19 protein-coding genes are annotated in these 22,219 nt (G+C 61.0%); 11 read left to right on the top strand and 8 right to left on the bottom strand.

The features are described 5' to 3' along the window. The first annotated feature begins 134 nt into the window (after positions 1–134). Positions 135–890 (top strand): MerR family transcriptional regulator, encoded by a 756-nt coding sequence (locus tag M1L53_RS28845; protein ID WP_054188913.1) that lies wholly within the window; start codon positions 135–137, stop codon positions 888–890. Positions 891–896: 6 nt separating this feature from the next. On the opposite strand, the gene M1L53_RS28840 is transcribed toward M1L53_RS28845, so the two are convergent. Then, complete coding sequence (locus M1L53_RS28840) at positions 897–3,416, bottom strand: LuxR C-terminal-related transcriptional regulator (protein WP_007733956.1); 2,520 nt, start codon at positions 3,414–3,416, stop codon at positions 897–899. A gap of 364 nt (positions 3,417–3,780) precedes the next feature. On the opposite strand from M1L53_RS28840, the gene M1L53_RS28835 reads away from it, so the two are divergent. Then, entirely contained in the window at positions 3,781–4,782 is a 1,002-nt protein-coding gene (locus M1L53_RS28835; RefSeq protein WP_228402298.1) for a helix-turn-helix domain-containing protein, read from the top strand. A 50-nt stretch (positions 4,783–4,832) separates the two neighbouring features. Then, the gene (locus M1L53_RS28830) at positions 4,833–5,267 is read left to right on the top strand and encodes a hypothetical protein (protein WP_054188914.1); all 435 of its coding nucleotides are present in this window, start codon (positions 4,833–4,835) and stop codon (positions 5,265–5,267) included. A gap of 582 nt (positions 5,268–5,849) precedes the next feature. Here the strand turns inward: M1L53_RS28830 and M1L53_RS28825 are convergent. The 3 genes from M1L53_RS28825 to sthA form a co-directional block, all read right to left on the bottom strand. Continuing rightward, the gene (locus M1L53_RS28825; RefSeq protein ID WP_007733954.1) at positions 5,850–6,713 is read right to left on the bottom strand and encodes a bifunctional 2-polyprenyl-6-hydroxyphenol methylase/3-demethylubiquinol 3-O-methyltransferase UbiG; all 864 of its coding nucleotides are present in this window, start codon (positions 6,711–6,713) and stop codon (positions 5,850–5,852) included. Positions 6,714–6,806: 93 nt separating this feature from the next. Then, complete coding sequence (locus tag M1L53_RS28820) at positions 6,807–7,709, bottom strand: hypothetical protein (RefSeq protein ID WP_054188915.1); 903 nt, start codon at positions 7,707–7,709, stop codon at positions 6,807–6,809. A 151-nt stretch (positions 7,710–7,860) separates the two neighbouring features. Next, complete coding sequence (gene sthA / locus M1L53_RS28815) at positions 7,861–9,273, bottom strand: Si-specific NAD(P)(+) transhydrogenase (RefSeq protein WP_054188916.1); 1,413 nt, start codon at positions 9,271–9,273, stop codon at positions 7,861–7,863. A gap of 470 nt (positions 9,274–9,743) precedes the next feature. Between sthA and M1L53_RS28810 the strand changes: the two genes are divergently transcribed. The 6 genes from M1L53_RS28810 (at position 9,744) to M1L53_RS28785 (ending at position 15,990) form a co-directional block, all read left to right on the top strand. Next, positions 9,744–11,240: a condensation domain-containing protein gene (locus tag M1L53_RS28810; RefSeq protein WP_050654763.1), complete on the top strand. Its 1,497-nt coding sequence runs from the start codon at positions 9,744–9,746 to the stop codon at positions 11,238–11,240. Further along, on the top strand, positions 11,173–12,639 hold the full coding sequence (locus tag M1L53_RS28805) for a condensation domain-containing protein (RefSeq protein WP_050654764.1): 1,467 nt from the start codon (positions 11,173–11,175) through the stop codon (positions 12,637–12,639). The genes M1L53_RS28810 and M1L53_RS28805 overlap by 68 nt, the downstream gene beginning before the upstream one ends. Continuing rightward, on the top strand, positions 12,639–14,021 hold the full coding sequence (locus M1L53_RS28800) for a condensation domain-containing protein (RefSeq protein WP_054188917.1): 1,383 nt from the start codon (positions 12,639–12,641) through the stop codon (positions 14,019–14,021). The genes M1L53_RS28805 and M1L53_RS28800 overlap by 1 nt, the downstream gene beginning before the upstream one ends. 78 nt (positions 14,022–14,099) lie before the next feature. Beyond that, a complete protein-coding gene (locus M1L53_RS28795; protein WP_003940568.1) occupies positions 14,100–14,561 on the top strand; it encodes a MarR family winged helix-turn-helix transcriptional regulator in 462 nt (153 codons plus the stop codon). Continuing rightward, positions 14,558–14,986, top strand: a complete 429-nt coding sequence (locus M1L53_RS28790; RefSeq protein ID WP_003939720.1) for an organic hydroperoxide resistance protein — start codon at positions 14,558–14,560, stop codon at positions 14,984–14,986. The genes M1L53_RS28795 and M1L53_RS28790 overlap by 4 nt, the downstream gene beginning before the upstream one ends. Then, positions 14,983–15,990 (top strand): NADP-dependent oxidoreductase, encoded by a 1,008-nt coding sequence (locus M1L53_RS28785; protein WP_007733944.1) that lies wholly within the window; start codon positions 14,983–14,985, stop codon positions 15,988–15,990. Before M1L53_RS28790 ends, M1L53_RS28785 begins: the two co-directional genes overlap by 4 nt. Positions 15,991–16,068: 78 nt before the next feature. Here M1L53_RS28785 and M1L53_RS28780 read toward each other — a convergent pair whose 3' ends face one another. From M1L53_RS28780 to M1L53_RS28770, 3 genes are all read right to left on the bottom strand, one after another. After that, complete coding sequence (locus M1L53_RS28780) at positions 16,069–16,944, bottom strand: oxidoreductase (RefSeq protein WP_054188918.1); 876 nt, start codon at positions 16,942–16,944, stop codon at positions 16,069–16,071. Between the two features lie 50 nt (positions 16,945–16,994). After that, entirely contained in the window at positions 16,995–17,948 is a 954-nt protein-coding gene (gene yidC, locus M1L53_RS28775; protein ID WP_003939695.1) for a membrane protein insertase YidC, read from the bottom strand. Positions 17,949–18,060: 112 nt separating this feature from the next. After that, entirely contained in the window at positions 18,061–18,366 is a 306-nt protein-coding gene (locus M1L53_RS28770; RefSeq protein ID WP_029256089.1) for a DUF6412 domain-containing protein, read from the bottom strand. Positions 18,367–18,755: 389 nt separating this feature from the next. Here M1L53_RS28770 and M1L53_RS28765 point away from each other — a divergent pair, with 389 nt between their 5' ends. Further along, a complete protein-coding gene (locus tag M1L53_RS28765; RefSeq protein WP_039973374.1) occupies positions 18,756–19,295 on the top strand; it encodes a C40 family peptidase in 540 nt (179 codons plus the stop codon). A 190-nt stretch (positions 19,296–19,485) separates the two neighbouring features. Then, positions 19,486–19,722 (top strand): hypothetical protein, encoded by a 237-nt coding sequence (locus M1L53_RS28760; protein WP_007733940.1) that lies wholly within the window; start codon positions 19,486–19,488, stop codon positions 19,720–19,722. Here M1L53_RS28760 and M1L53_RS28755 read toward each other — a convergent pair. After that, a complete protein-coding gene (locus M1L53_RS28755) occupies positions 19,697–22,054 on the bottom strand; it encodes a LuxR C-terminal-related transcriptional regulator (RefSeq protein ID WP_007733939.1) in 2,358 nt (785 codons plus the stop codon). The two genes, M1L53_RS28760 and M1L53_RS28755, sit on opposite strands and share 26 nt — an antisense overlap. Positions 22,055–22,219 lie beyond the last annotated feature (165 nt).

Below are 22,219 nucleotides of genomic sequence, written 5' to 3'. Positions count from 1 at the left end.
GACCCGTTCGTGGCGATACGACGAAACGGACATAAAACGTTCCCGCCAATGCACACCGAGAACTTTCTTGACATTGACGCAACGTCAACTTGCATGCTGAATGAGCACAACCGATCCGAGAGTAGGAACTCCACGTGAGCGAATGGTCCATCCAAGAACTCGCCAAATCCGCAGGTACCACCAGCAGAACGCTGCGTCACTACGGCGATTTGGGACTCCTGGAACCGAGTCGCATCGGCGCCAACGGCTACCGCTTCTACGACGAAGACGCCCTGGTGCGACTGCAACGCATCCTTCTACTTCGGGAACTCGGACTCGGATTGCCGGCCATCGCCGAAGTCCTCACCGGCGAACGCGATACGGCCGCCGCACTGCGTACGCACCTCGAACTCCTCGAGCAAGAGCGCACGCGGATCTCGAGACAGATCGAATCGGTCAACAGGACCTTGAACAAGACGAAGAATGGTGAATCACTCATGCCGGACGATGTTTTCGACGGGTTCGACCACACCCGATACAAGGACGAGGTCATCGAGCGTTGGGGCAAGGACGCCTACACCAGCGGCGACGACTGGTGGCGGTCGATGTCGGAGCAGGACCGTAAAGCTCATCTGCAATCTCAAGCCGACATCGCAGCGGCATTCGGAAAAGCACTGACAGCGGGGCTGTCCGCGGAAAGCGACGACGTCCAGACGATTACCCGAAGACAGTTCGAGTGGATAAAGATCGGTTGGCAGGGAAGGACTCCCAGCGCCGACGCCTTCACCGGACTCGGCCAGATGTACGTCGACGATCCCCGCTTCACTGCAAACTACGACAAGTACGGAGAAGGCACCGCTTCGCTGGTCCGTGACGCGATGAAGGTCTACGCCGAGCGCAATCTGCACTGACGCCGATCAGTCCTGCCCACTGCCGAGGAGGTTGTGTCGGTGCGCTGCCGCGACAGCCTCTTCCCGGGAATGCGCACCGAGTTTGCGATACAAGGCTCGGAGGTGACTCTTCAGCGTGTTGTTGGATACGAACAACCGCCGCGCGATCTCACCGATCGGAATGCCGAGACCCAGTTCCACGAGAACGTCCATCTCCCGTTTCGTCAATTGGACCCGAACGATGGCCGCCGGATATATCTGCGCCGCTTCGGATTCGAGAAAGGTCGCGACGGCACTGCTCGAGCCCTCGGCCCCATCTTCGAGTTGCCTGATCAGATCACGCGGTATCGTCGCCAGGGCCGACAGGACACCGGAGGTTTCGAGCAGTCCGCGAGCTTCCTCCCATGTACTCGCGGCAGCGGGGATCCTGCCCAGTTCACACAGAGCAGCGCATTCGATCAGCAGGGATTCGAGCCGAAACCTCGTGAGATACTGCCCGCTCCAATCGATTTCGCGGCACAATTCCAATGCCTGGGACGGCGACCCGGTCAGAAGATGCGTCCGCGCCACGGAGACCGTGACAACTGCAAACGTATGTGGCGCAGCGACTGATTCTTCCAGCGCCTTGGTACCCTCCCCGGACGCCAACAGAAGATCGATACGTGCCGCGGTGAGAAGCGCGTCACCGAGCGATCGTTCACACGGATTCACGTGCCCGTGCGTTGCCACTGCGCGCTGGAGGGAAATCAGCCCCGAGAACGGGTCCGATTGCAGCAGTGCAAATCTGGTGTAAGTGTAGGCCGCGAACGCCCACAGGTCGCCCGGCGGTGTGACCTCGGCGAGTGCGTCCATCGCGGCAGCTCCGGCGTGCAGGTCCACGCTGTCGCACGCCACCAGTGCCCGCGCGATCGCTCCCCCCATGTGCGAGGGCGGTCCCAACCATCCCGAAACGTCCGGGTGTGTGCTTTCCAGGTGCAGCCAGTCTGTCGCGTGCGCGACGTCCCCGATCAGCGCGGAGTTGAGCGCGGCATTGCCTGCGGCGTGACGCAGGACGAACTCCGGACCATGTTGCACCGCACCTTGATAGGCGAGTCGCAATTCCACCGCGGCATCACCGAGGTCACCGGTCAATTGATGCGAGACCCCCCAGATCAGCCGCAGGGCGGGCAGTTGAGACCCCAACGCGCCCAACGACTCGTCGCCGAGTCCGTACACGACGTGCGCCAATTTGCGCGTGATCTCGGTCGAGCGTTGGTACTTACCGGATGTTCTCAGCACCACCGATTGGACAGTTCCGACGTTCAACAAGCTGTGCGCATGCGGACTACCACCTATCGCACGCAATTCCGCCGGTTCCGTCGGTAATGAATCGCCGTTGATCAACTGCGGCCGCAGACGTGATTCGAGCAGGTCACGACCCACCAGAATCGAAGGGTTCGAACTGAGTACGTCACCGGGTATGGATTGCAACGCAGTCCGGACCAATCCGGTGTGATCGACCAGAAGATCAGCCCAGTGGCGCTCGAGTATGTCGAGCACCCTGGTCCACTTGCGTCCGTCCAAGGCGTAGTGAACGGCACCGGCTATATCCGAAGTCCCGAGAGCGTGATCGACGAGTACCTGGAAGGGATCTTCGAATCCATCCCCTTGTTCGGCCCGTATCTGTATGAATGCCAGTCGAACTGACGGCGCGAAGTACCAGGACGGTTCTCCCTCGAAACCATTCCGGAAGATCAGACCGAAAGACTCGAGCAAGTCCAGTTTGCCCTCCACGTCAAGATCGTCGGACAAGACACGAGCGATCTCTGGTGTCACCGTGCGGGCAGCGGCGATCGTAGTCGCGAAGTCGAACAACTCGAGCGACTTGCCCGACCGAGGAGCGGTCCGACTGACGTACGCGTGGATCGCCTGGTCCACTCGCTGCTGAACGCGTTCGCGTCCACGGCTCGGTTCACTCAGCCCCGCAACCGCACTCAGAGCAACCTTCATCAGCACGGGAACGCCGGCGACGCGTTCACAGATCGAATGGACGATGCCCGAGGGAAGGTGAATCCCTGCCTCCGCGAACAGAACGGTGGACTCGTCGAGCGTGTATCTGAGGTCGTTCGCGCACAGGTACTCGTCCACGCGGACGTCTTCGAGCAAGTCCGTCGCAGACCGATCCTGCAGCGTGACGATTACTTTCAATCCGGGAAGCCGCACGATCAGATCCACGATTCGGCGTCCCACCTCGTCACCCTCAACCAGGTCGATGCGGTTGAACACCAACACGAATGGTGCGGGTGACGAGTCGAGGAGTGATTCGATCGCGCCCACTGGATCCTCGCGCATTCGTGGCGGGGCCTCGAGTGATTCCAGCGAATCCTGAATTACTGCGAGCGCGGTGTTCCAGTACTCGAGGGGGGTCATCCGATGCGATGGCGCCGGCACCCAGACTACCGGTCTGCTCGGCACCTGCCCGAGAGTCGTGAGCCACAACGCGGCGAGTTCCGTCTTGCCGAACCCAAGTGGCGAATCGATGACAGTCAATCCCGCCGAGCGTTCCATCAATCCGAGGAGGCGGGGACGAATCGCCGTGGCTCCACGCCCGGCAAGCCGCCTTTGCAGCGTGCCCCTTCCTCGAGGATTTCGCTTTGCTCGAGATAGCTGCGATCGATTCGAAGTGGACGTCATGATGGCCGACAAACGAGCAGTCGATCCCCGCCGAACTCGAGATTTCGTTCGAGCATCGAACTCCCAACCTGTCCACCCATAACGAACAACATAGACAGCTTCGCCGCGACACGCGAGCACTGGCCGTCTCACAAATACGCCCGATTTGTCTCATTATGTGGGCTCGGTCACTATTGACGTCTATTTGCGGGAGAGTGACTGCGACCTGCGGGATCTGACATATCATGCCCGCGTGTCGATGAATTCCGCCCGCATCCGCGTGTCGACCCGATCGGTCGATCCTGCGGACGCCGACGACTTCTGGCGCAGTGTCACACGTCCGTTCTTCGTCACCGACCGAATTGACCCTGACACATCTCTCGAAGGCTCGATCACAGCGCTTTCCATCGGAACCTCGTTGATCGGTCAAACTACCTTCAACGCACAGAAGTACACCCGAAACAATCGGCTGATCGCCGAGAGCGGACTCGACGATGAATACATGGTCCAGGTCGTCCTCGACGGGCAGTTGAGCGGCAACGCCGACGGAGTCGATTTCGTCGCACGTCCAGGCGATGTCACATTCTTCGACCTCGGGCGTACCTGGACCGCCGACGCGGAGGCGGAATCGACAGGGCGCACCATCACGCTCCTCGCACCGCGTTCCCTCGTCGAGGCCGAGTCGAAGGGTCGTTCTCTACACGGGACGGTACTGCGCGGAGTTCCTGCCGTCGTGCTCGCTCAGTGCATGCAATCGGTCGTACTCGCGCTACCGCATCTCGATCCCGATGCTGCGGCCGGCTACGAGGACGTCGTCGCTTCCCTCCTTCGTGTCAGTTTGGGTATCGCCGAACCTGATCTGTCGCCGCGGCCCGATCACTCTCTCCGCGATCGTGCGTACGCCTACATCGCCGAGCATCTCTCGGAGACCTGGCTCGGCCCGACGAGCATGTGCGCAGCATTGTCCGTCTCCCGGGCACAGCTCTATCGCGCATTCGCATCCGACGGCGGAATAGCTCTTGTCATTCGGCGGAAGCGTCTCGAACTCGTCTACCGCGAATTGACCAGAACCGAGATGCCGAACGAAACGATCGAAGCGTTGGCCCTGCGATGCGGCTTCACCTCGAAATCCCAGTTGGCGCGAGCGTTCAAGGACTTCTACGGGATGACCCCGAGCCAAGCCCGAACCGACGGCAGACGCACGATCGGGGACCCGTCGATCGCACGCCTGCACCGCCGACTCGAGTTCTTCAGCCCCTGAATCCGAGATACTCCACAGCCTCGCGAGCGTGCCTGTGTTCTAGTTGATCCATGAGCTGGGTCGACAAGGAACTGAGTCTGGCTGCGCTCACAGGTGCGGTCACAGGTGTCGCCGTGATGATCCCGATAGTCGGCGATGGAGCCTGGTCCTGGGTAGGACTGTTCATACCCGCCTTCATCGGAGCGCTGGCAGGGCTGATTGTCGGCTCGAGCGCTGTTGCAGGTGGGCGCTGCGCCCTGAGAACAAGCCACACATGGCCGGCGCGCACAGTCTGCTGCTGGAAGCATCGGTTCGCTGCGTGCTCTGCCTTGGCGGTGACATTGCTGGTAATCGGAGTGTCCATGGCGGCTGTCGTCGCTACTGGTGACCCGGTGCGAGATGCCGCAGGGTTCCCGATGTCCTTGATCGTACTGGCGGTCATCGCCGCAGTTACGTACGTGTTCTCCTACCTGCTCGCCCCCGCCCAGGCCTCCCAGACGCCGTAAGAACCTCTATTTCATCGCAATTCATCACTCGAACCGCGGAAGCGACGACTGAACTATCCGCACCCGGCAACGAGCTCAGATCACTTCAGCTGGAAATGAACCGGAGAACAAACTGCTCGATGCCTTCCGATATGACCTTGGTCAGCGCGGTGAAGTCGTTCGACCAGCGTTGAATATCCAAGCTGCTCATCACTTTCCTCCGTTCTTCGTCCCGCTGCCCGTGACGCACAACGTAAGCGGGACATTGGGGCGCATTGGAACTATCTGCGAGAACACGGTTTCCGTTACCAATTGACCGATCGAACAGCGACGCAGGTTCATTCGAACCTGATACTGCAACTTCGCCGAACGGTTGCAACAACGCCGAGCAGAGTTCGAGCGAAAAGCACTATCCACCAGAAGTATTAGCTCGAAAGAACTACGATTAACTCGATTCCTGGACGCACCACACCAGACGCGCCGACTTGCGATAAGGGCGAGCTGACAGGCAACAACCGGGACAAAGCCATCCGACGATCATGCACGAAATACGGCCACGCCGCTCGAGGAATAATTCGAAGTCTTCCAAGGGATCGGCTCTGCTCACTCACTTCGCTGATTTCGCCTGGCGACGATGGCGAAGTTCAACGGTATCCGCGGAGAGTGGCTCGGCAGAGTCCATCCGTTGGCGCATGGAACGAGTTCGGGGAAGGCCGGCCAGTCCATATAGGGAAGTTCCGAAACTGATTCGATATGAAGACCCGCATCCAGCAAGGAACCAATGACCTCGCCTAGGTCGTGGCGCCATTCGTGGTTGGCAGTGTGCGCTATCTGCCCATCGGAGGTCCCGGTGTAAGTCGCCGAGTCTTCGTACGATCGCATGCCGCCTCCGGAGAGGTAGTCGTCGGTGATCATCCACGGCTCGAACGCCATTGCGCCGAGGATCGGATGATCGTCCCGGATCTGAAACACCCCACCAGGCTCGAGGAGGTCGTGGATCGACTGAGCCCAAGCGGTGAGTTCCGGCAACCAGACGATTGTTCCGGCACTGGTGACGATCGCGTCGAAACGTCGGTCGATCAGCGTCGAGGCGAATCGCGCATCACCTTCCACCCAGGTGATCTCGCGGTTGTCTGCCTTTGCGATACGAGCAGCGTGGTGCAGAGAGTTGGGTGACAGATCAAGCCCGTGTACGTCGATCGCACCAAGACGCGCCCAGGAGATCGTGTCGATCCCGATGTGGCACTGCAAATGCAGGAGCGAGTGACCTTGCACTCCTGACTGTGGCAGATGCGGGGCCAGAATCGACAAGTCGTTCTGCACAACTGTGGAAATGGTCGCTCTGTTGGCGAGAAACCCGCCGACGTCATACATTTCGGAGCGCACATGCACATCGGCGCGATCGTCCCAATTTGCCTTGTTTCCGGCGATGGCTTCGGCCTCGTGCTTCGCTGCTGCCCCTTGCATGACTACCCCTCCGAGATCGGCCTGAACTGCCTTTCTAACACGTCTGTAGTCGTGTTCGCCGTCGTGTCTTCGAGGACACTTTCGTCTACCGGATCAGAAGGTAACTTCTTCGACCGGTTTCTCCTCGTGGCTCGCCGCGCCGAAGACGGCCACGGCGACGGCACCCGCGATTGCCCCGACGAAGCCGACGACGGCAAGCCATTCCAGGCCCGGTCTCGACGCGTCGCCGAGCACCACGACGCCAACGATTCCCGGAACCACCGTCTCGCCGACAACCAGAGCCGCTGTCGCTCCGTTGACGGATCCCAGTTGCAGCGCCACCGTGTGCAGATAGAAACCGCCCAGGCCCGAAACGAGGATCGCCCAGCCGGCCGGATCGCGGAGCATCGTACCGATTTCGAACGGATCGATTCCGTAGACCACGCGTACGGCAATGGCCAGACAGCCGAACAGCACACCCGAGATCAACCCGGCGACAACTGCTGCGCGTGAGCCCAACCATCGGATCAAACCGATGCCGATCAGCAAGATCAACGCCGAGCCCACGAGGACACCCCAGTGGACGACGTCGTTGGAACTCCCCCCGCCCGCGTGACCTGACGACAATCCGAGCAGCAGGAGCGATCCGATCACCGCAGCGATCGCGAACCAGTCGCGACGATGCAACTGGATGCCGAGGACCACGGTCCCCAGCACTGCCGTGATGACGAGATTGGCACTGACCACTGTCTGCGACAAGAACAGTGGAATGAGCCGCGCGGAGATGGCACTACCGGCGAATCCGACCGCATCGAGCACGGTGCCCAGGATGAACGACGCCGTCAGCGCGGCCGCGAACGTCGAACGCAAGGTCGGGCCACCCGACGCCGTCACGTGTCCGGCCTCGCCACGCTGCTCGGCGGCAGCTGCCGACTTGCGCGCGCCGTAGGCTTGCAGCACGGATGCAACGCCGTACCCGACGCATGCCACGATCGCGGCAATCAGTCCGATCAGCATCGAAATTCCACACGAAGTTCCCGGGCAATGGTCATGGAGATAGACCCTGCCCTATTTCCCCAGGCCTGACATCACCCTCAGGTATTCGAACAAGTGCTACCCGAGAAGTACACCGACCGCCCCTGACCGGTACCTGGGGACACCCCGCCCCCTAGTGGAATTGCTTGAGAGCCCTGATCTTGTTCATGACGTCGAGCGCCGCCACCTTGTACGCCTCGGACAGTGTCGGATAGTTGAAGACGGCGTCGACAAGGTATTCGACGGTCCCGCCGCACCCCATCACCGCTTGGCCGATATGCACGAGATCCGTTGCACCCGAGCCGAAGATATGAACACCGAGCAGTTTCAGGTCATCCGTCGACACCAAGATCTTGAGCATCCCGTAGGTGTCGCCTGCGATCTGCCCGCGCGCGAGTTCGCGGTATCGGGAAACGCCAACCTCGTACGGCACCGATTCCTTGGTCAAATCGACCTCGGTGGCGCCCACGTACGACACCTCGGGAATCGAGTAGATGCCGATCGGCTGCAGATCCATCAGCTTCGCGCCTGGTTCGTCGAAGGCATGATAGGCCGCGAGTCGACCTTGATCCATCGACGTCGCCGCCAACGCCGGGAATCCGATGACGTCACCGACGGCGTAGATGTGTTCGACCTTGGTGCGGAAATTGTCGTCGACGTAGATACGGCCACGTTCGTCGGCTTCGAGCCCGGCGTTCTCCAGCGCGAGTGGCGCCGTGAGGCCTTGCCGTCCAGCCGAGTACATCACGGTCTCGGCGGGAATCTGCTTGCCGCTGCGCAGCGTCGTAAGCGTTCCGTTCGCTCCGACGTCGACGGCCGTCACTTCTTCACCGAATCGGAAAGTGACCGCCAGATCGCGTAGATGGAATCGAAGCGATTCGATGACCTCGGGGTCGCAGAAGTCCAGCATCGACGTCCTCTTCTCGACGACGGTGACCTTGGTGCCGAGTGCCGCGAACATCGATGCGTACTCGATACCGATCACTCCCGCGCCCACGACGACCATGGTGGTCGGGATGGAGGTCAGATCGAGGATCCCGTCGGAGTCGAGCACCCGGTGACTGTCGAAGGACACCCCCGCCGGGCGAGCAGGCAACGTTCCGGTCGCGATCACGACGAACTTCGCCGTGATCGTCATCTTGTCTCCGCGGGAGGAGTCCTCGACGAGGATGGTGTGCTCGTCGACGAACGAGCCGACCCCTATCAACAATTCGACGCGGTTGCGCAGGAGCTGAGATCGAACGACTTCGATTTCTTTGGTGATGACATGCTGGGTTCGCGCCAGCAGGTCGGCCGGAGTGATGTTCTCCTTGACGCGGTAACTCGCGCCGTACAGTTCGCGTTGGTTCATCCCGGTGAGGTAGAGAACCGCCTCACGCAACGTCTTCGACGGAATGGTGCCGGTGTTGACGCACACACCCCCGAGCATGTTGCCTTTCTCGACCATCGCTACCCGTTTACCCAGCTTGGCCGCCGCGATGGCAGCCTTCTGCCCACCCGGGCCGGAGCCGATCACAACCAGGTCGTATTCCATCGGATCAGTCATCGCTTAGAAATACCGTCTGCATACGACCGGCAGATGCCGAGCATGTCAATACTCGGTGAACAATCCGCGCGCCGAAACGACACGACGGCAGTACACGAACCCTGTTGCAATTAAAAGAGATACAGCCGAATCCATACGAAACTTGCTACACATAAACATATTCCGACGTTCGCATGCGCACATGCTTCGTCGCCGACGGAATTCACAACGGTCTGTTGAAATTTGTTTCACCACAGAGTGATTGATCGATCAACTGACAGGTGACCAGAGCCGTAAACCGGATGTCCAGTATTCGAATTGTCCGAAATAACGAGCGGAATGTTCCTCGTCACATCCCGCACCGAAGCAGTTGCGCGGAGCCTCGGGCCGCGTTCTACTTGCCTTGACTAATCATCTGTCACTCTCGGTTACAAACATCCGCCCCGTTCACGATCCCCACCTTTCGCCATCTCGAGAGATCAGGTTTCCCAATGGAATTCACGGAACTTGCCGACTATCCCCTACCTCCAGGGACCGTCACCGAGTGGACTCCCGCCGCGGTGAATCCGCCCGAACTGTGGCCTGTCGACCAGCGTCCCGCCAGCTACATACACGAGGCACACTTGAAACATGCCCAGCAGGCGAAACGGCAGGTGCACCATCAGACCGACGTGTGCACTCCGTCGTGGCTGGGTACCTCGTTTCGCATCCACGACCGACTCGACCGAAGGATCTGGGCGGCCGCTCTCGATCACTGGATCGATCGCCACGAAGTGCTCCGAACACACGTCGCCGTGGAGGGCGAAACGATAGTCCGACGCACCGCGGCGTCTGGAGACGTCCGGATTCTGGGCACCGAGGTCGGACACCTTGCGTCCTCGATGTCTGTCTTCACGCATCTGCAGCAACTGCTCGACCGATCGACCGATCCACTTGTCTGGCCTGCGTATCAGTTCGCGACGATCGAAGGCCCCAACCACTTCACCGTGGTTTTTGCCGCTGATCATGCTCTGCTGGACGGATATTCGGTGGCGTTGACCGCGCACGAACTGCAGACGATCTACCGATCGTTGAGCGAGGGAAGCCCTCCCTCGCCGCCGGAGACCGGAAGCTACATCGACTTCGGCACCAAGGAACGAGATCTCGTGGGACACGCGGACCGCTCTCACCCGGCAGTGCAGACGTGGCGCGAGTTCTACGCGCAGGGCGAGGCTCCGTACTTTCCAGCGCTACCCGAACCGGTCACCGGACGCCGAGTCCCTCAGCAGAGCCTGTCCGCCTGGCTTCTGAGCGCCCGGGGAGCCGAACGCCTGGCAGAAGCGAGCAAGCGCAGCAACCAAGGATTCCTGGCCGCGATACTCGCGTGCGCGGCCAAGGTGACCGGCGATCTCACCGGTGCAGACGAATTCCGCGTCGTCGTGCCGCAACACACCCGTTCGGAGCTTCGATGGGCCGCGTCGCTGGGATGGTTCATCGGTGTTGTGCCGGTGAGGATTCCGATTGCCCCCGCCGCAACCCTGAGCGATCTGGCCAAGGTTGCCGGCACGGAGATACGGCGCGTCCGCCCCGCCGCGGCACTGCCGTATTCGAAAGTGTGCGAGCTGATCGACTCCCCGCAGCACCTGCCGTTCGTGCTCTCGTACATGGACGTTCGTCACGTTCCTGGTGCCGAGCAATGGACGAGCTGGCAGACCAGGGGCCTTCGTAGTCGAGATCATTCGGGAACCGACGTCTACATCTGGCTCACGCGGACTCCCGAAGGGCTCAATCTGGCCATACGCCACCCGGGCAACGCGCGCACGAGCCGCCACATCCATCAGTTCGCGGGACTCCTACGCCGCGAAATGGAGGACTTTGCCTTCTCGACCGACACTTTCGCACCTCCGACCAAAACCGCTGCACCGATCGAGGAGAACTCTCATGGAAATGACACCCATCGATCTCTGGGCACCGAAAGCCGGGACGCTCACCGAGTTCAGGCCTACTGAACAATCCCTGGCGGCGGCATCCGGGGCACCGCGGAGCGACCAACCGCTCTCGTTCCTACAGGAAGGACACATTCGTACCGCCGATCACAAGCGCGCACAAGGCGTCGACTGGTCACCGTGGATCGGATTCACGTTCACTCTGCCCGGTGATCTCGATCGGGAGGCACTGCGTCGGGCGGTCCAGGCGTTTGTCCTGCGGCACAACACACTGCACAGTTGGTTCGAGGTGAGATCATCCGAAGATCCCGACGGTAGCGGGGTCATCGACCGTCACGTGGTGGATGCGTCGACGATCGAACTCACGCCGCACAGCATCGGTTCTCTGAACACGACAGATGCGGTTCGCGAGCATGTGAGCCGAAGTTTCGCCGGCGATACCAGCCCATTGCAATGGCCCTCGTTCATCAGTGGCGTCGTCGAGCACGGCGCCGGCTTCACCGTCTACTACGGCGTCGATCACTCGCACACCGACGGCCTGTCGTTGATGCTGGGCGTCGAAGAACTTCGTGCGCTGTACATCGCCGAAAGCGCCGGCATCGACGCTCAACTTCCCTCTCCCGGCAGCTACGTCGAGTACAGCGGCGAGGAACGGACATCCGCGGGGAACCTCGACCTGGCCGCAGCGCCTGTGCAGCAGTGGATTTCGATTCTCGCCGCCAACGCCGGCCAACTCCCGACGTTCCCCCTCGACCTCGGTGTCGCGCGGGGCGAACAGACCCGGTCGACCCGCACACATATCGACGTTCTCGACAGCGACGAGTCAGCCGCGTTCGCAGCGCTGTGCAAGTCCAATGGCGTCGGCTTCTCCACGGGGATCTTCGCAGCCCTCGCCCTCACCGAGATCGAAGTTGCGGATCGAGCGAACTACTTCGCGCTCAACGCAGTCGGCACTCGCTCCGATCCGAGATACCTCTATTCCCAAGGCTGGTTCATCAATCTCGTCCCGGTCTCGTTCACGCTGAGCGGTGTCACGAACTTTACCGATGCACTCCCCCTTGCCCACGCTGCTCGCGCTGCGGTGAAGGGACTCGCGGACGTGTCCATTCACTCGGTGATCGCCCAGGTGTCGAAGTTGACCGGATCCGACATCGGTGGAACCTCGGTCCCGCCGATGGTGTCGTACATCGACATGCGCCTGATTCCAGGTGCCGAGCACCATGACGAACTCGAAGCGCGGGCACTGGGTGGGCCAGGAACGACGGGTGATCTGTCGATGTGGATCAACCGGAAGGAAGACCGTACGTACGTGATGGTCAGTTTTCCGGACACCGAGCAGGCGCACACATCGGTGAATCGGTACCTACGACACCTTCGCAACGTCCTGAGAACGGTCGCTGATACCGGCGACTACCGTGTCGTGCGTCAGGCGGATGCACGTCAGGAAGTGGAGACCGCCTGATGCACATCACGTTTCTCGACAGGTTCGAGGCACGGCCGGGCCGCATTCTGCAGTGGACGCCGAGTGAAATCTCCACCGGAACGACGTATCCGGTTCCCCCGACCTCCAATCAGCAGCTGCATCTTGCCGGCAGCCGCGGCGATACGACTTGGCTCGCTGCTACTTTCGACGTTCCCGGCCCCATCGACACGGACGCACTCAAGGCCAGCTTCGAGGAATGGACGTCCCGTCACGACGCCCTGTCGTGCTCGTTCTCCCAGGCCGAAGAATCGGGTGAATCCTCGGCACTGTTCGTCGACGTCGCCGACGTCGGCGATCTGCGCCTGCGTGAGGAAACAGTGGCTGACGCGCGAACACCGGAGCAGGTGCGAGAACTCTTGGGCGAGCGCTTGGATCGATGGTGCAATCCTTTCGCGTTTCCCGCGTACTTTCTCGGTGCCATCACCCGCGAGGACCAGTCGACAGTGGTCTGCGGGTTCGACCATGCCATCTGCGACGGCTGGTCCATGAGCATCGCAATTACCGAGATCAGCACTCTGTATCGCGAATACACGCGGGCGGACCGTGATCCGATCGCGTCTGATCTCCTTCCGGAGCCCGGGAGTTTCCTCAACTACTGCTTCCGGGAATCGGCAACCGCGGATCCAGAGCCCGGCGACCACCGGATTGCGGGTTGGCGGTCCTTCCTCCGAGCATGCGGGGGTGACACTCCCCATTTTCCCGTAGATCTGGGACTGCCCGCCGGGGCGATGTCGCCCCAGGGCACAGACACCCGAATGCTCCTCGACGCCGACGAAGCAGAGTTGTTCGACCAGAACTGCGCCGATCATCGGCACTCGTCGTTCGGTGCAATTCTTGCGTCGATCGGTTTGGCCACAACACAATTGACCGGCAAGAGGGACACGCACCTACTGTTCCCTGTTCACACGCGTCGGGAACCGCGACACAACCACACCTTCGGATGGCTGGTAGCCAATGCGCCCATCACCGTGACGAGCATGGACAATCTTCACAGCACTGCCCGGGCAGTCAATCTCGCTTTCCACGAGTCACTTTCACTGTCGTCCGTCTCGTCGAGGCAGGTGTTGCGGAGCTTGGGGCCCGAGGTTTCGCCCACTCGCAGAGACATCTTCTCGGTGTCCTACGCCGACTACCGAACCATGCCCGGTGGATCTCGCCCCCGTCAATCAAAGTCCAGCGAATCACAGCCTGCGCCGATCAATCCGCAGCAACTCAGTCGCGTCTCGAACGCCGACGACGTTCAGTTCTGGTTCTCACGAACTCACGACGGATTGGCAGTGCGGACCAGGTTTCCTGCGCCCGCTGCCCGGACAGTGCACACCTTCCTCTCGCATGTCTCCGAGATCCTGTCGACGCCGTAGACGAACGGCCGCCTATCCGTAGATCTATTTGACACTTCTTTGTTGTGCACAACTTAACTGTGCGCTACAGTTGTTCTCGTGACCAACCCACTCGCTCTCGAACGCCAGGTCTGCTTCGCCCTCTATTCGGCGTCGCGGGCCACTACGGCCGCGTACCGGGCAATGCTCGACGACCTGGGAATCACGTATCCCCAGTACCTCGTCCTGTTGACACTCTGGGAACGAGACGGCCGGGGCGTGCGTGAGATCTGTGAGGCACTCGATCTCGATACCGGAACTCTGTCGCCGCTGCTCAAGAGGCTCGAGGGTCTGGGATTCATCGAGCGCCGACGCCTCACCACGGACGAGCGTCGCGTCGAGATTCACCTGACCGAGGCGGGTTCCACCTTGCGTAGCAAGGCCGAGGACATCCCGGCCAAGCTCGCAGGCGCCACTGGTCTGAGTAACGACGAACTCACCGAACTCCGAGACGTTCTCACGCGTCTCGGTGAGTCACTTCAAGCATCCAACGCCCACTCCGACGGAAAGAAGAAGTCATGAACATCGTCTACACCGCAGAAGCACTTGCCACCGGCGAAGGCCGCAACGGTCACGCTCGCACCTCGGACGGACGCCTCGATCTCGGCCTCGCCATTCCCAAGGAAATGGGTGGCAGCGGCGAAGGCACCAACCCCGAGCAGCTCTTTGCCGCCGGATACGCAGCATGCTTCCACTCCGCTCTGCAGATGGTCGCCCGTGCCGAGAAGGCCAACGTGGCTGATTCCGCAGTCGGCGCGCGGGTCGGCATCGGCCCCAACGGTGCAGGAGGCTTCGGACTCGCTGTGACGCTGGAGGTTTCACTCCCCCATCTACCCCATGATCAGGCCGTCGAGCTGACGGAGAAGGCACACCAGGTGTGCCCGTACTCCAATGCAACTCGCGGCAACATCGAGGTCACCCTCGAAGTAAGTAAGGACGACGAATGAGCACTACCACTGTCAGCCGGGAAATCCGTCTCGCTTCACGCCCGAACGGTTGGCCCACGTCGGAGAACTTCGCCACCGCCGAAGTAGAACTCCCCGAACTCGAAGACGGCCAGATCCTGGTCCGCAACATCGCCATCTCCGTCGACCCGTACATGCGCGGCCGAATGAACGACGTGAAGTCCTACCTTCCGCCGTTCCAGGTCGGTGCGCCGCTCGACGGTGGTGCTGTCGGCGAGGTCGTCGAATCCAAGTCGACTGATCGCGCCGTGGGCGACGTCGTCGTCCACGGCCTCGGATGGCGTGAATACGCCATCCTCGACGGATCCGCAGTGACTCCGGCCGACACGTCCATCGCGCCGGCGACGGCCTACCTGGGTGCCCTCGGCATGACTGGCCTCACCGCGTATGCCGGCCTCACCGCGGTTGCGGAGTTCAAGGAAGGCGATACCGTATTCGTCTCCGGCGCAGCAGGTGCCGTCGGATCGCTCGTCGGTCAGATCGCCAAGTTGCTCGGAGCGAAGCGAGTAATCGGTAGCGCCGGTTCACCGGCGAAGGTTGCCCGACTTCTCGAACTCGGATTCGATGCGGCATTCGACTATCACGATGGCCCGATCACCGAACTACTCGCCGCTGCCGCCCCTGACGGCATCGACGTGTACTTCGACAACGTCGGTGGCGAGCATCTCGAAGCCGCAATCGATGCCATGAACCAGGGTGGCCGGATTGCCCTGTGCGGAGCCATCGCTCAGTACAACACCACCGAGAAGCCCACCGCTCCCCACAACCTGGCACTGGTGATCGGCAAGCAGCTCACACTGCGCGGATTCCTCGTGGGCGGCTACCGTCACCTCGGTGGCGAATTCCGCACCCACATGGCAGGGTGGCTCGCCGACAACAAGATTCAGTGGGACGAGACCATCGTCGAAGGCCTGGAGAATGCACCGCAAGCGTTCATCGACCTGATGCGCGGCGCGAACACCGGCAAGATGGTTGTCACGCTGTAACCCGAACAACATCTAGCTCGAACGGATATGAAGGTGGCCGCGAACTTCTCGAAGTTCGCGGCCACCTTCATATCTCAATCAAATCCCGAACGAGACTCCGGTCAACTTCTCCGACAGTGTCCACAAACCCGAGGCTGTCTTCGTATCGTGTGACTTCTTGTTCGACCCCACGACCTTCGGATACCCTCGCTGCTCGAACGGACCGTCCGGTCCGATGTAACTGCCGCCGAAGGCATCCGGCGCGGTTGCCGCCCACAGTTCGGGAAGGGCGCCCGTCTCCGCGGACTGCGCGAAGATCGAATTGCCGATTCCCATCAGCTTGTCCTGGATCGACTCGGTGTGCCCCTGCAGGTTCGTCGACGCGTACCCCGGATGCGAAGCGAGCGCTTTGAGCGAAGATCCCGACGCCGCGAGCCTGCGTTGAAGTTCGTACGTGAACAACAGATTGGCAAGCTTCGACTGCCCGTAGGCCAACCAGCGGTTGTACTTCCGACGCTCGAAATTGAGATCGTCCAGATCGACACTTCCGAGCTGATGCAGGGCACTGGACATCGTCACGACACGATCGGTGAGCTTGTCCTTCAGCAATCCGGTCAACGCGAAGTGTCCGAGATGATTTGTGCCGATCTGCATTTCGAATCCGTCGACCGTCCGGCGGAACGGAACCGCCATCACGCCGGCGTTGTTCACCAGGACGTCGACCTTCTCCGTTGCGTCGGCAAAGGCTCGTACCGACGACAGATCCGAGAGGTCCAATTTGCGGACAACCGCGTTGGGCCCGATCTCGGCGGCTACGGCGTCGGCCTTCGTGGTGTCACGACAGGCGAGGACGACGTCGGCCCCGGCTTTGCCCAGCGCTCGTGCGACTACCTCACCCAGTCCGCTGTTCGCCCCCGTGACGACAAATGTGCGGCCGGTCTGATCGACTACGTCTTCTGCGGTCCATTTGGTCATGCTTTCCAGCGTACGTGCCTTACTCGCCGGTAGGGAGGGGTCGCTTTCCGTCATCGCCTGCGCTTGGCGCGGATGGGCTTGGCGCCCGGCAGCGGCGGTGCAGCCACTCTGGGCGACGGGGGCGCGGTCATTCCGGGAGTCGGCGACGATTCGGCTTCCTTCTGCTCCGCAGCGATGCGTCCGTACACAAAATGCTGTTGTCCCAGCGTCCAGCAGTTGTTACTCACGAAATACAGCAGGATCGCCACGGGCGCGAACGCACCGAAAGCGATCACCCCCACCGGAAACACCCATAATGCGAGCTTGTTCATGATCGCTGTTTGAGGGTTGACGGTTCCGGTGTCCACTTGGCGCGCGATGGATGCCCGCGATGTGAAATGTGTAGCGACGGCGGCAAATATCATCAGCGGTACAGCTACCAGAATGATGGAGATACGGCTGACGTCGCCGAATGCTTCCAGTTGTGCTGCCGGGCTCGAAATCATGGCGGACAACGGTGCGCCGAACAGTTTGGCGTCGAGAAAAGACTGCACATCCGAGGCACTGAAGAAGTAGTTGGCCGTGTTCGCGTTGTCCGCCACCGACATCGGTTCGGTCGGGCTCAGAAACGGGACGTGCGATGCCGCTCCGGTCCGATTGAACGATCGCAGGACGTGATAGAGACCAATGAACACCGGTGCCTGAACCAGCATCGGCAGACAGCCGAGCAACGGACTGTAATTATGTTCTTTCTGCAGCTTGGCCATCTCTACAGTGAGTTTCTGCCGGTCACCCGAATACTTCTTCTGCAACGCCTTGATCTGAGGTTGCAGCTTCTGCATCACCAGTTGAGTGCGGACCTGCTTGACGAAGGGTTTGAACAGCAGGGCTTTGAGCGTGAAGACGAGAAATACGACCGACAACGCCCACACGACGCCGTTGTCGGGTGATCCGGAGACCAGTGAGAAGACCTTGTGCCAGAACCAGAGGATTCCGGACACGGGGTAGTAGACAAAATCGAGCATGACGAATGAACCTCACCGAGAGGCACGCTCAGAGAGATGAGAGCGCGGGAATGGTTGTGGACGCAAGACGTCTGACCGACCTACGACGAGTTCACACCCGTCGACTGCCGATCTACAGACCGATTCCCGGAGCTCGAGGTTGCGGACGACCGGGCGCGTCCGGGCTGCTCTGCCTGCGGAAAGCACCACGCAGGCAGCGTTCGTCATCAGACGGGCCAGTGGCCGAAACCGCGCACAGTTGCAGAAGTTCGTACTTCGAGGAAGTTGCGAGCGCAGCGACCACGAAGACGGCAATCGCAGTTCCCAGCACCGCGGCGCTACCCGAGGAACCAAGCGGAGGCACTGCGAGAAGAGCGATGAACGGCAGCAGAAGCAGCAACAGTGACCGTGTCACCGTTCCTGTACTCCGCTGTTGCATGACTGCGAGAGTACAGAACGTCTGCCGAATCCAGCCAGACGCTTGCCTCACGTACTTTTTCGCGCAGCCATTTGTGCGCAGGATCGTGGTCCATCCGACCGTGCCACTGTTGAGCGTTCGGCGCTCCCGCTGCGAATCGCCTGACCGGAGCCGGGGGACGCCGGCCGCCGTGCCCTCCTTGATTCGGATCACGAAAGTCCGTCGAAGTTCTCGCGATCGATCAACAGGCCTTGCACCCACAATGCCGCTCGAAACAGGTATGCACCCCGTCCAACTGACCGGTGCGAACACGTCGAGGCGCAACCAGGCTGAGTGTCGCAAGCCGAAGCCCGATCACACCCATCTGGACACCTGCTTCGGGACGCATCGACGCAAAGGCAACACGCGAAATGTCGCACCACCGATTCACCGACCCCCGCACGAAGAAGCATGCACTCGGAAGGGCGCTTGTCGTCGGCGTTCTTTCCCTGACAACCCTTGCCGTGAGTATCGACACCGCGAACGCTCAGGCCCCCGTGCTTCGGGACTGGAACATCGCCGCAGTTTCCGTCGACACGAATCCGGCGAAGGTGTCAGCTTTCGCTTCCTCGGATACAGGCCGCGTATTGGCAGCCGCAGAGTCCAAGATCGGCGCTCCGTACGTCTGGGGCGCGACCGGGCCGGACTCGTTCGACTGCTCCGGTCTCGTTCAATGGGCCTATGCACAAGCGGGCGTTTCGATTCCGCGAACCAGCTACGACCAGGCGGTTGGCGGCACTCCAGTTTCCCGGGACGATCTACAGCCGGGTGACGTGGTCCTGTACTACGGCGGGGAGCATGTGGGGATCTACGCCGGAGGCGGTGAGATCGTTCACGCCCCGACGTCCGGGGAGTCGGTCGAACGCGCACCCGTGGACTCGATGCCGTACTACCTCGCCCGACGTTACTGACATGAATCCCGCAAGCTCGATGAAACAGCGTGTATCGCGGCGATATTCGAATCGCTCGTCGCGAGCCGAACGATTGACACTCCCCCATTGCGCGGAATGTGATGTCATCCTCTCACCCGCGAGCGCGGTCTGCGCCAGGTGTCGTGGGGCGCGGTTGGACGTGACGCGGTGTTGCGGAGACGGCACTGTCGTGTCCTGGCGAACGGTTCACGGCGACCCCTCGACCGTTCTCGCCATCGTGGAATTGGACGAGGGGCCGTGGCTGTACACTTTCCTCACCGAATCCCCTCGCGCGGATGCGCCTGGACCGCTACGAGTGTCGTTTCAGGGGCGTGAAGAAGGTAAGCGCTACCCGGTGTTCTGCTTGTGCGGCGACGACCGTGGTGAACTGCTATCGGACGTCAACTCCGGCCTGCTGAGCCATTGACCTCACGCGAGTCACGCTCCTGCGCGGTCGAGACGTACCACGCTGCGATCTGCGCTCTGGAACTGAATCCCAGTTTTGTCAGTACGTGTTCCACGTGTCCCTGAGCGGTGCGCAGCGAGATTACCAAGTGCTCCGCAATCGCGCGATTGGTCAACCCTTGGGCAACCAGTTCCGCAACTTGCTGCTCACGAGGAGTGAGGTGAGGCCCTTCAGCCGACGACGCAGTCGTGACACTGGAGCGCTTGTCGAGCGCATATGCGACAGCTTCACCCTCGGACATCGCAAACCCGCTGCGAAACGACTTGTCGAAAGCATCGTCACCCATGGCTTTGCGAGCAGTCTCTGCAGCAGTGTCGTGATGAGCTGACAAACCCGGCAGGCCCGCCAGCCGTCCCCCGACCTTCTGCCAATACATGGCTGCCGCGCCGAGCAGAACCGCTGCATGCTTCCAATCACGTTGCGCTGCAGCAATCCACGCCAACGGCTCGATACACCACGCCGAGTTCATCGGGGCATCGAGAATTCTCAGACTTCGAGTCAAATAGTCACTTGCGGCCTCCAATTCACCTCGGAGCCAGCTCACGAGCCCGAGAGTTCCCAGCGCAAATGCCTGGAACATCATCTCGTCGGCGGGCACGGTGATCGCGAGAATCTCTTCGTTGCACTCCACAGAGCGATCAAGAGCGCCGGACAGGAAGTACGCGACTCCCAAGGTGTCCAGGCCGATCACAACATGCAGCAGATTCTTGTCGAGTCGAAACAGCGTCAACGCGGATTCCAGCTTGGCTGTAGCGGTATCGAAGTTACCTCTGAAGGTATCGACGTATCCGTCTCCCCACGTCGCCAAGCCGCGCGAGCGCACATCCGCCAAGTCGTTTGCCAGGCGCCAACTCTCGTCGACCAACTCTTCTGCCCGTTCGAGTTCCCCCTGCATCGCGTGATTCACGGCGTCGATGGCCAAGACATCCACTCGGAACGGATCCAGCTCTCGATCCTCTGCATTCAAGGCTCGATCCGTCCAGTAACGCGCCTGCACAAGTAATCCACCTGCAAGCCAGAATCTGTACAACGCACCGACCATTCGCGTTGCAGATCGCGCCTCTCCGGCAGTGGAAATCGAGTACTCCAACGCATCGTTGACGTTGCGCTGTTCACGACCGAGCCTTGCGATCCAGGCAGCTTGCCGGCCACTGATCCACTCGGCTTCCGCATGAACGACCAGTGCCTCGAACCAATCACGATGGCTTCGACGCAGAGCGGAATACTCACCGGCGGACTCCAACTTTTCATGTCCGTACTCCCGGAGTAGGTCGAGGAGGTGGTACCGAACATCCCCGTCGGTTTCCTCACGAATCAGGATGGACTTCTCGACCAACGCGGTGACGAGATCGAGCACTTCGGTCGAATTCATGTCCTGCCCACACACGCCCTCAGCGGCGTCGAGGTCGAACCCACCCGAGAACACCGACAACCTCCCCCACAACTGCTGTTCGGTTGGCGAGCAGAGGTCGTAACTCCAATCGATCGACAATCGCAGCGTCTGTTGACGACTCGGAACGTCGCGTCCACCCGTTGTAAGAAGTCGGTATCGATCCGAGAGCCTGTTCATGATCTGCTCAGCAGACATACCACGCAGGCGAGCTGCCGCCAGTTCGATCGGAAGTGGGAGTCCATCCAAGTCGTGACAGATATGCGCAACGGCGCGCTTGTTCTCCTCGGTGAGGGTGAAACCAGGTACGACGGAAGCCGCACGCTCGGTGAACAACGACACCGATTCGTACTGGGCAATTCCCTCGAATTCGGGCGGCTGTTGCTGCGGTGTGGTGAGTGAGGGAACGCGCATCGTCACCTCACCGCCCAGGCCCAGCGATTCGCGGCTCGTCGCCAGGATCTTGACGCCGGCACATCGCCGTAGGATCGCGCCTACGAACACAGCGACGGCATCGACCAGATGTTCACAGTTGTCGAGCACCAACAGCAGACTCCGATCGGCGCAGTAGTCGATCAATGCCTGCAGCGGGTCCGCCGACGAGACCGACCGGACACCAAGGGTCACGGCGACATGATCTTCGAGGAGATCCGAATCTGTCTGCTCCCCCAGTTCCACCAACCAGGCACCGTCTCGAAACACCCTTTGCAACGCGCCCGCAAGTCGGATCGCGAGCCGTGTCTTGCCCACGCCACCGATCCCGGTGAGTGTCAACAAACGGGACGTCTCGAACAATCTCCTGGCGTCGGCCAACTCACGCCGACGACCGACGAAACTCGTCAGCTCCAAGGGCAGGTTGCCGACAACTCGCTGGTCGGCTTCTGAGCGCACAGCGGATGCCATCGACCGACTCGCTTTCTGCCATACCACTACACAACAACGCTACCCCCACGATCGGCCTCCCGAGCAGCACTCACGCGAGCATGTGATCGGAGCCCACTTGTTCTCCCCCGAGTGCGAGATGCACGACGGCCACACCGGTGTCACGCAGACGAAACAACGTATTCC

This window comes from Rhodococcus sp. T9N (assembly GCF_024436645.1).
In the GTDB taxonomy this organism is placed as follows: Bacteria; Actinomycetota; Actinomycetes; order Mycobacteriales; family Mycobacteriaceae; genus Rhodococcus_F; species Rhodococcus_F qingshengii.
Note: the sequence above shows the minus strand (reverse complement) of the source record. Positions and strands in the feature narration are given on the sequence as shown.

Excerpts from the sequence above, each read along its gene's own strand:
- sthA (WP_054188916.1), bottom strand. The coding sequence starts at position 9,273 with ATGACTGATCCGATGGAATACGACCTGGTTGTGATCGGCTCCGGCCCG.
- M1L53_RS28805 (WP_050654764.1), top strand. The coding sequence starts at position 11,173 with ATGGAAATGACACCCATCGATCTCTGGGCACCGAAAGCCGGGACGCTC.
- M1L53_RS28820 (WP_054188915.1), bottom strand. The coding sequence starts at position 7,709 with ATGCTGATCGGACTGATTGCCGCGATCGTGGCATGCGTCGGGTACGGC.
- M1L53_RS28755 (WP_007733939.1), bottom strand. The coding sequence starts at position 22,054 with ATGGCATCCGCTGTGCGCTCAGAAGCCGACCAGCGAGTTGTCGGCAAC.
- M1L53_RS28780 (WP_054188918.1), bottom strand. The coding sequence starts at position 16,944 with ATGACCAAATGGACCGCAGAAGACGTAGTCGATCAGACCGGCCGCACA.
- M1L53_RS28785 (WP_007733944.1), top strand. The coding sequence starts at position 14,983 with ATGAGCACTACCACTGTCAGCCGGGAAATCCGTCTCGCTTCACGCCCG.
- M1L53_RS28765 (WP_039973374.1), top strand. The coding sequence starts at position 18,756 with ATGTCGCACCACCGATTCACCGACCCCCGCACGAAGAAGCATGCACTC.
- M1L53_RS28825 (WP_007733954.1), bottom strand. The coding sequence starts at position 6,713 with ATGCAAGGGGCAGCAGCGAAGCACGAGGCCGAAGCCATCGCCGGAAAC.
- M1L53_RS28810 (WP_050654763.1), top strand. The coding sequence starts at position 9,744 with ATGGAATTCACGGAACTTGCCGACTATCCCCTACCTCCAGGGACCGTC.
- M1L53_RS28770 (WP_029256089.1), bottom strand. The coding sequence starts at position 18,366 with ATGCAACAGCGGAGTACAGGAACGGTGACACGGTCACTGTTGCTGCTT.
- M1L53_RS28830 (WP_054188914.1), top strand. The coding sequence starts at position 4,833 with ATGAGCTGGGTCGACAAGGAACTGAGTCTGGCTGCGCTCACAGGTGCG.
- yidC (WP_003939695.1), bottom strand. The coding sequence starts at position 17,948 with ATGCTCGATTTTGTCTACTACCCCGTGTCCGGAATCCTCTGGTTCTGG.
- M1L53_RS28840 (WP_007733956.1), bottom strand. The coding sequence starts at position 3,416 with ATGGAACGCTCGGCGGGATTGACTGTCATCGATTCGCCACTTGGGTTC.
- M1L53_RS28790 (WP_003939720.1), top strand. The coding sequence starts at position 14,558 with ATGAACATCGTCTACACCGCAGAAGCACTTGCCACCGGCGAAGGCCGC.
- M1L53_RS28800 (WP_054188917.1), top strand. The coding sequence starts at position 12,639 with ATGCACATCACGTTTCTCGACAGGTTCGAGGCACGGCCGGGCCGCATT.
- M1L53_RS28835 (WP_228402298.1), top strand. The coding sequence starts at position 3,781 with ATGAATTCCGCCCGCATCCGCGTGTCGACCCGATCGGTCGATCCTGCG.